The organism is Pseudoalteromonas sp. NZS11 (genome assembly GCF_015864765.1).
GTDB classification, from domain to species: Bacteria; Pseudomonadota; Gammaproteobacteria; order Enterobacterales; family Alteromonadaceae; genus Pseudoalteromonas; species Pseudoalteromonas arctica.
This window is the reverse complement of the sequence record NZ_JADYWP010000012.1, coordinates 82,708-90,208: the sequence shown is the minus strand read 5'-3', so window position 1 is coordinate 90,208 and position 7,501 is coordinate 82,708. Positions and strand designations below refer to the sequence as shown.

The window sequence follows — 7,501 nt, the reverse complement described above, 5'->3', positions numbered from 1 at the left end:
GAAACGAAACAGCGCCGATGATAGTGTAGCATTTGCTATGTGAAAGTAGGACATTACCAGGCTTCAAATTGTAGAAAGCCCGAATCTAACGATTCGGGCTTTTTTACGTCTGCAGAAAAGTAAAATACGCGTAATTAATGTACACTCACATCAACACCCATCACGTAGGTCGGGCGAGCGTAGCGACTCCCGACGCTAAAGTTACAACAAAACCCTCAATATCCCAGTCGGCCAATACAGTAGCATTTGCTACGTGACTCTCCACTGCTGTGGGCACTATGACATTCTACTGCGTAGCGCACCGACTTCACATTGTAGCGAGCCCGGATCTAACGATTCGGGCTTTTTTATGCTTGTAGACAAAGTGATTCAGGTATTCCTCTATAGCGGAGCGTCTCTTAGTGAATAATTCACTTAATTTAACGAGTTAAAGTGCTCGCTGATGCGAGCGTAGCGACTCCCAACGTTAAAATCACATCGAGATAGCTACAGTGTTCTTATTTCACGAGCTGGATTACCCGCTACTACAGTATTAGGCATTACATTTTTAGTAACCACAGCACCCACAATACTATTTTCACCAATACTTACACCCGCTAAAATAATTACACCTGCGCCAACCCATATGTTATTGCCTAACGCGATAGGTGCTGCAAAGTTTTCCTTATTAAGCCTTTTTGCTGGATTAGTAGCATGTGACACAGCTAAAAGCTGAACGTTCGGGCCAATTAAGCAGTCATCACAAATGGTGATTAAGTAATTGGCCAATGGCTAGTTGAGGTGTGTAATTAATATTTATAAAAGTAGGATTGTTAATGAAGGCTGAGATATTTAGTCGTTAATCGCTATTTAGTAGTTTTACCTAGTTGTCTTGTTCTAAATTTTATATAGATACTTCTAATAAAGTACTTAAGAAAACTGTACTATTACAGGTGTTTTAAAATAACTATAACGAGAAACATATGAAATTATTAACTGCAGCAACTTTAATAGTTGCTTCATCGACAGCTTTTGCACGCCCTGCACCGCTAGTGTCTATTCCTACTCATGATGCCTTTTTTAATAGTATTGCAGCGCATTGCGGTAAAGCTTTTGAAGGTGAAGTAGCGGTAGATAACGCGAAAGGGCCAAGCTCATTTACAGATAAAAAGCTGGTTATGCATGTACGTAAATGTAGCGAGACTGAGTTACAAGTGCCGTTTCATGTAGGAGACGATGCATCACGTACGTGGATCATAACTAAAACGGGTAGTGGCTTGAGTTTAAAGCACGATCATCGTCATAAAGATGGAACAGACGACGCATCAACTATGTATGGTGGCCATACGCTTGATGCAGGGTTCGCGCAAATGCAGTCGTTTCCAGCAGACCAATACTCTAAAGAGTTATTCGTGAAAGAAGGCATTGCACAGTCTGTAGGTAATACATGGCAAATGTATATTTACCCAGAAGTATTTACTTATCGATTAATTCGCCAAGGACGTGAGTTTAAGGTGGATTTTGATTTAACTAAACCGATTACTCCACCATCAGCACCTTGGGGTTATAAAGACTAAGGCTACTTACCCTTGTTTGTATCTTCTTTAGTTTCGCATTGTAGTAAAACACTTAAATCTGGTTGGTAAGCATGTGGTTTTGTTGGAAAGCGCTCGTACTCTTGCACGCCTTCAAGTATTTTCAACATAAAGGTATTGCCGCGGCATAGACGGTCCGCATGGCGTAATAAAAATACACTTTGATTGGTAAAGTGTTTGTAATCGTCTGACTGGATTTCTATTTTATAGTTGTCTTCGCCAATTTTGGTTTGGTAGTAATGCACTTTGTTGTCAAAGTCGTAGAGCTTCTCTGTTTCGGCTTTTTCAGCAAGTGCAGTATTTGCACTTGAAAGGGCCACCAGTGTAGCGCCTATAAATAAGCGTGGTGCGTTTATTCCTTTCATAAAATGTATCCTTTAATTTGCGAACTTTATACCCATTAATAAGAGTAATAAGGTCGATTTCTTTACGTATTAGTCTAACACCCAAAAAGGGAAAGTGTGATGTTCAAACAAATAAAACAACTTTTTGCTGTATTCGATGAACAGCAGCCAAGTATGCAAGAGCACGATTTAAAAACAGCTGTTGCTGCATTATTAATTGAAGTTATGCGTGCAGATACCAAGCTTGAACATGATGAACAACGAACCCTGACTGTAACCTTAAAAAAGTATTTTAATTTAACAGATATTGAGGTTAATGAGCTTACTAATAACGCGGCAAGCAGCTTAGATGATTCGATAGATTACTTTCAGTTTTCAAAACAGATTAATGAGCATTGCAGCGCGGCGCAGCGAATTGAAATAATAGAGTTATTATGGCGCTTAGCGTATGCCGATGGAGAAATAGATCCCCAAGAAGACTACGTAATACGTAAAGTAGCAGGGCTTTTATATGTAACGCATACCGATTTTATCGCCGCAAAACTCGCGGCGACAAAGTAATTAGTTATTTAGGCATGCAAGTTACCTTAACTTGCTTGCAACGCTTACTAACTGATGAGCAAGCGCCGATACTCGCTCTGCAGTAACAGGTTCATTAATTTGCCCATTTTCATCAAACAATGTGTGTACAGCGGGTACTGCAAGTTGATCGGCAAGCACTAACGATCCAATACCACTTAATATATCACGTACATGATTTAAACCGCGTAACCCACCAAGTCCACCTGGTGATGCTGAAAACAGCGCCACTACTTTATTGCGAAAAGCAGGAACAGCACCTTGCTCTGTGCGCGATGCCCAATCAATCGCATTTTTAAGTGCTGCAGTTATAGATCCGTTGTACTCTGGGCTTGCTAGTAAAATACCGTCAGCTGCACGTAGTTTGTCTTTTAAAAGCTGTACATCGCTTGGTGTACCTTGCGCTTCAATATCTTCGTTAAATAGTGGGATGTTTAATTCGTTTAGTTTTATTACTTCTACTTCAGCACCTGTTTGTAGAGCAAAACGTGCTGCCTCATTAATAATTTTTTGATTAAAGCTTTCTTGTCGAAGACTTCCTGCTAGGGCGATAATTTTTGGTGCTGACATGCTAGTGACCTTTTAGTGTTTAAACTTACAACGCTAATGTAGCAAAATTTTGCTTGTAGAAAACCCCAATAAACGCAACACTTGTGTGCGTAAATGCACATAAGTATAAGGTAAGCAGAATGGCGATAAAATTTGAAGATTGGCAAGACGTTAAAGTAGCGTTTGAAGTAGCACGATTAGGCACGTTAACGGCGGCAGCAGAAGAGCTTAATGTGCACCACAGCACAGTACTTAGGCGAATTAATAATCTTGAAAAAAACTTAAATGCACGCCTTTTTCATCGCCATGCTCGTGGTTACAAGGTTACTGAAATTGGCACCAAGTTATTTGCAACAGCACAAACTATCCATAGCTCCTTAGAGCAGTTACATAACGATATAGCAGCAGCCGATAGCACCCTTAGAGGGAGTTTATTGCTAACGACGGTAAGTGGCTTTATGGATGTACTTGGTGATGTATGTGAGCAATTTCAGGTATTACATCCGCAAGTGCAGTTAGAAGTTATTTTAGAACAAAAAAGGTTAAGGCTCGATCACGGACAAGCACATATTGCAGTTCGTGCAGGCCCAAGACCTGATGAGGGCGATTATATTGCTCAGCATTTAGCGCAGTTATCATCGGGTTTATACGCGAATAAACGTTACATTAATAAGTACGGCATGCCTAAATTATTAAGTGATTTACAACAACATAATTTTGTATCGGGTGTGGCGGGTTTTAATGCCCGCGTGCCTTATTTTGCATGGGCTGATGAACATATTCCTGCATCGCAAATTAAGCTGCGAGTATCTGAAACCGCAGAAGCGACTCGTGCAATAATTAAAGGGCTAGGCATTGGCGGATTACAGCATGACGTAGCGGCGCAATATTCTGATTTAGTACCTATATTACACAGTGAGTTAAGCTGGCCTACCGATGTATGGTTAGTCACACATCACTTAGTGCATCGCACTGCTAAAGTACAAGCTTTTGCTGGGTTGTTAAAAACACATTTTAGTAAGTTAGCTGCTAATCAATAGTTTTAGCAGCATTTTAGCTGTGTTTTAAATGATTATAGTGTTTTTTTTACTTCTATGCCTAGGCGTTTAGCCAAGCGTACTAAGTTAGCTCTATCTAATTCAAGTACTCTTGCTGCTGCTGACCAGTTGTAGTTATGCTTCTTTAATTGCTCAGTAATTACGTTGTATTGCAACGATTCTACAGCTTGCTTTAAAGGTTGGTTGATTAAGGTGTTGGTTGTAATTTGGCTTGCTACTAGAGAGTTTTGCGGCGCACTCGGGGTTAAATCACAGTGCTCGCTTGTAATGGTTATTATTGGATTTTGCCATTGGCTTTGTTTTGCTTTTAGGGCGCTGCGGCTAATGACATGTTCAAGCTCGCGAACGTTACCTGGCCAGTTGTACTGATTAAGCAGTACTTGCGCTTCAGGGCTTAGTTTTAATTGTTTTATCCCTAATTTACGGGCTGTTTGCTCAATAAAATAACCAGCTAAGAGTGTTATGTCGTGCTCGCGTTTACTAAGTGGTGGCACAGTAATAGGGTAGACACTGAGGCGATGGTATAAATCGGCTCTAAAGCGACCTTGAGCTACTTCTTCTTTTAAGTTTCTGTTGGTTGCAGCAACGACGCGTACATCTACGTACTTTGGCGTGTCTTCTCCTACCGTTTGTATTTCGCCACTTTGTAGCACTCGTAATAGTTTACTTTGCATGGCCAGGGGCAGTTCGCCTATTTCATCTAAAAATAACGTGCCGCCATCAGCTAATTGAAATTTACCCTGGCGCGAATTTTGTGCGCCTGTAAAAGCCCCTTTCGCATGACCAAAAAATTCACTTTCAGCAAGGTTCTCAGGAAGTGATGCACAATTTAAGTGAATAAGCGGTTGATCTTTTCGAGCTGAATTTAAGTGAATATTACGCGCAACAAGTTCTTTTCCTACCCCTGTTTCACCTAATATAAGCACGCTAAAGTTAGATGCTGCAACGAGTTTAATTTCGTTTTTAAGTGTTTGCATTAGCGGACTTTGACCAATAATTTCACCGCCGTCCCGTGTTAACGCTTCACGATTTAGTTCTTGTACTAATGCACTTGAGTGCTGTGCATGCTGTTTGTAATGGGCAAGCTCTAAAGCTGTTTTAAAGTGCGCACTACACAGCGTTTGTAAGGTATTGAGTGTATCAGCGCTTATGCTGTTAAATGCATTGGCGTTAAGGCTATCAAACGTAAGTACGCCAAGTAGTGCGTTTTTATCATAAAGGGGTAAACCTAAACATGCATGTACCGGTATGTCGCCGGTTTTAGCTAATAGCAATCCGTCGTATGGATCGGGTAGTGGGCAGTCGTGCGCAAATTGTAGCGCGAGTGTGCTTTTGCAAATAGCTTCTAGGCGAGGGTGCTCTACTATTTTAAATCGTCTGCCAAGGCTGTCGGACATTAACCCTTTAATTGCCAGTGGTTTTAATTGCTCGCCCTGAAGCACTAATAACGCACTTGCATCACTAGGAATCACCCGCTCAACCGTTGCTAGTAATTGATCAAAACTATGCTCGTGCAGTGTACTTTGAGCAAGCTCTAGAGCAACTTGGGTAAGGTTGAATTGCTGGTTCATGTCAAAATGACCTGTTTGTGTTCTTATGAGTTAATTTATAGTAGGTCATAAAGACTCATAGTGTAAAGTATTTTAATTTAACTTGTTGAATTTAATTGAATAAATTTGTTGGCACAGTATGTGTAATAGCTAAGTAACGTAGTTAGTTACAGAGATCGCCATGAACACACTAATGCTGAATAATTTAAATAATCAAACACAGTTTAGTTCACTATACGAAACAGTATTATTTGCTGCCAATACTGCATTAGCTGTGAGTTTAGTGTGTATTACGGCAAGTATTTTAATTAGCTACCCGTTTGCTGAGTACTTTTCCATGGCGGTGCAAGTATCAGCTCATATTGGCACTATTGTTATTGCTGCTATTTTAAAAGTAAGTTACGTACTGCGCTGTGTTGCACAACATGGTTTAGGGCAGGAGATACGATAATGCGCCCTATAAACTTAACTGAGCCAATGCCAGCACGCGTTGCTATTCATCAAGTATCAGCTCATATTGGCACTATTGTTATTGCTGCTATTTTAAAAGTAAGTTACGTACTGCGCTGTGTTGCACAACATGGTTTAGGGCAGGAGGTACGATAATGCGCCCTATAAACTTAACTGAGCCAATGCCAGCACGCGTTGCTATTCATCAAGTATCTCAATGGCCATTATGGATGCTCGCTTTTAGACCTTTCTTTTTAGGCGGTGGCTTATTGGCATTTTTGTCGGTGGGGTATTGGCTACTTATTTTAACAGGCCATGCAAGTTGGCACTCATCGATACCTGCGACATTATGGCACGCGCACGAAATGCTGTTTGGCTTTGCAGGAGTTGTAGCTGTTGGCTTTTTACTTACCGCTGCACAAACATGGACAGGCGTACCGAGCATAAGTGGGAAAGCCCTTATGTGGCTTACGTTTATATGGCTTGCAGCGCGCTTAGCCTTTTTTGTGATATTGCCTGATATTGCTCATTTTAATTTATATGCTGCACTTACATTACAAGTTATTTGGTGGCTAGGCGCCATAGCAGTACTGGCTAATATGTTATTAAAAGCCAATAGCAAAAGTAACTATCCGTTTTTAGCTATTTTAGCTGTGCTTTGTGGGCTCAATGTATTGTATTTAATACTTGTTTTAAAACAAAACATGCAGCTTGCACTTGGTGTGGTTGATACCGCAGTACTGGTAATTACTTTACTAGTTGGCATTGTTGCGGGTCGCGTTTTACCATTTTTTACCGCTAAAGGTCTAGGTTTAACCGCACAAGTTCGCACTCCTAAAATAGATAAAGCGGTGATGTATTTATCTATTTTGGCTATCACTTTATTTTTCATCAACAAGTTGTTTTTGAACACGATTAATCCTGCGTTAGTTGTTGCAACTGTTGCTGCGCTTCACCTGGTCAGGGCTGGTTTTTGGTGGGATAGCAAGGTATTGAGAGTGCCGTTGTTATGGTCTTTACATTTTTCCTACTTAGCGTTAGGCGTAGGGTTAATGATGGTTGCATTTAGCTTTTATAGTAGTGCAATACAATTTAAAGATGCGCTGCACTTAATCACTATTGGCACAATAGGTATGATGATTTTAGCAATGATGACGCGTGTATCACATGGTCATACAGGGCGTACACTCGCTATTCCTCATTACATGGCTGTTGCTTTTGCGTTTTTGCTTGTGGCCGCTATTACTCGTTCATTACTCCCTTTTATTATTGGGCCTCACCTTGCTTGGCAAATAAGTGCTTTGCTGTGGTTAGTGGCTTTTTCATTATTTTTAATTCACTGCACACCTATATTAACGCGGCGTCGTGTTGATGGGCGTCGTGGTTAGTTCATCCAT

General features: G+C 40.7%; 9 protein-coding genes and 1 pseudogene. 6 read left to right on the top strand and 4 right to left on the bottom strand.

What is annotated here, in order from left to right; genetic code table 11:
- Nucleotides 1–486: 486 nt before the first annotated feature.
- Nucleotides 487–817, bottom strand: a pseudogene (locus I6E82_RS18155) (sugar O-acetyltransferase); the annotation flags it as partial.
- Between the two features lie 145 nt (nucleotides 818–962).
- On the opposite strand from I6E82_RS18155, the gene I6E82_RS18150 reads away from it, so the two are divergent.
- Nucleotides 963–1,556, top strand: a complete 594-nt coding sequence (locus I6E82_RS18150) for a hypothetical protein (protein ID WP_165722808.1) — start codon at nucleotides 963–965, stop codon at nucleotides 1,554–1,556.
- A 2-nt stretch (nucleotides 1,557–1,558) separates the two neighbouring features.
- On the opposite strand, the gene I6E82_RS18145 is transcribed toward I6E82_RS18150, so the two are convergent.
- A complete protein-coding gene (locus tag I6E82_RS18145; RefSeq protein ID WP_197118418.1) occupies nucleotides 1,559–1,939 on the bottom strand; it encodes a hypothetical protein in 381 nt (126 codons plus the stop codon).
- Between the two features lie 99 nt (nucleotides 1,940–2,038).
- On the opposite strand from I6E82_RS18145, the gene I6E82_RS18140 reads away from it, so the two are divergent.
- Nucleotides 2,039–2,479, top strand: a complete 441-nt coding sequence (locus tag I6E82_RS18140; protein ID WP_007584919.1) for a tellurite resistance TerB family protein — start codon at nucleotides 2,039–2,041, stop codon at nucleotides 2,477–2,479.
- A gap of 21 nt (nucleotides 2,480–2,500) precedes the next feature.
- Here the strand turns inward: I6E82_RS18140 and I6E82_RS18135 are convergent, their stop codons facing one another.
- Nucleotides 2,501–3,067, bottom strand: a complete 567-nt coding sequence (locus tag I6E82_RS18135; protein WP_007584922.1) for an NADPH-dependent FMN reductase — start codon at nucleotides 3,065–3,067, stop codon at nucleotides 2,501–2,503.
- A gap of 119 nt (nucleotides 3,068–3,186) precedes the next feature.
- Between I6E82_RS18135 and I6E82_RS18130 the strand changes: the two genes are divergently transcribed.
- Entirely contained in the window at nucleotides 3,187–4,086 is a 900-nt protein-coding gene (locus tag I6E82_RS18130; RefSeq protein WP_121955622.1) for a LysR family transcriptional regulator, read from the top strand.
- 32 nt (nucleotides 4,087–4,118) lie between these two features.
- Here the strand turns inward: I6E82_RS18130 and norR are convergent, their stop codons facing one another.
- Entirely contained in the window at nucleotides 4,119–5,675 is a 1,557-nt protein-coding gene (gene norR, locus I6E82_RS18125; protein WP_024594305.1) for a nitric oxide reductase transcriptional regulator NorR, read from the bottom strand.
- 160 nt (nucleotides 5,676–5,835) lie between these two features.
- Here norR and I6E82_RS18120 point away from each other — a divergent pair, with 160 nt between their 5' ends.
- Genes I6E82_RS18120 through I6E82_RS18110 form a run of 3 tightly spaced genes read left to right on the top strand, consistent with a single transcriptional unit; the run spans nucleotide 5,836 to nucleotide 7,492 of the window.
- Nucleotides 5,836–6,105, top strand: coding sequence for a hypothetical protein (locus I6E82_RS18120; protein WP_197118417.1), 270 nt, complete (start codon nucleotides 5,836–5,838; stop codon nucleotides 6,103–6,105).
- Complete coding sequence (locus I6E82_RS18115) at nucleotides 6,105–6,260, top strand: hypothetical protein (protein WP_197118421.1); 156 nt, start codon at nucleotides 6,105–6,107, stop codon at nucleotides 6,258–6,260. The genes I6E82_RS18120 and I6E82_RS18115 overlap by 1 nt, the downstream gene beginning before the upstream one ends.
- On the top strand, nucleotides 6,260–7,492 hold the full coding sequence (locus I6E82_RS18110) for an NnrS family protein (protein WP_010555391.1): 1,233 nt from the start codon (nucleotides 6,260–6,262) through the stop codon (nucleotides 7,490–7,492). Before I6E82_RS18115 ends, I6E82_RS18110 begins: the two co-directional genes overlap by 1 nt.
- The last annotated feature ends 9 nt before the right edge of the window (nucleotides 7,493–7,501 follow it).